The organism is Jeotgalibacillus marinus, assembly GCF_040801915.1.
Lineage (GTDB): Bacteria > Bacillota > Bacilli > Bacillales > Jeotgalibacillaceae > Jeotgalibacillus > Jeotgalibacillus marinus.
This window is the reverse complement of record NZ_JBFMIA010000125.1, coordinates 1-301: the sequence shown is the minus strand read 5'-3', so window position 1 is coordinate 301 and position 301 is coordinate 1. Positions and strand designations below refer to the sequence as shown.

Below are 301 nucleotides of genomic sequence, written 5' to 3'. Positions count from 1 at the left end.
GGGGAGGAAGGAAAGGGGAAGAAAAAGAGAGAAAGAGAAAGGGAAAAAGGAGAAGAGAAGGAGGAAGAAGGGGGAGGAGGGAAGAAAGGAAAAAAAGAAGGAGAGAAGAAGGGGAGGGGGGGGGAAAAGGGAAAGGGAGGAAGAGGGGAAGGAAGGAGAAAGAAGAAGGGAGAAAAAGAGAGAAAGAAGAGGGGGAGGGGGGGGAAGAAGAAGAAAAGAGAGAAAAGAACAGGAAGAAAGGGAGAGCAAGAGAATATATATAGGTTATAACGAACTCTCTGCCTAAATTATCATGCAGGGA

At 46.5% G+C, this 301-nt stretch carries 1 protein-coding gene; it reads left to right on the top strand.

Annotated features, from left to right (window positions below; genetic code table 11):
* Positions 1-263, top strand: a 263-nt coding sequence (locus AB1471_RS18910; RefSeq protein ID WP_367780962.1) for a hypothetical protein, incomplete at its 5' end; no start/stop codon positions are given.
* Between the last annotated feature and the right edge of the window lie 38 nt (positions 264-301).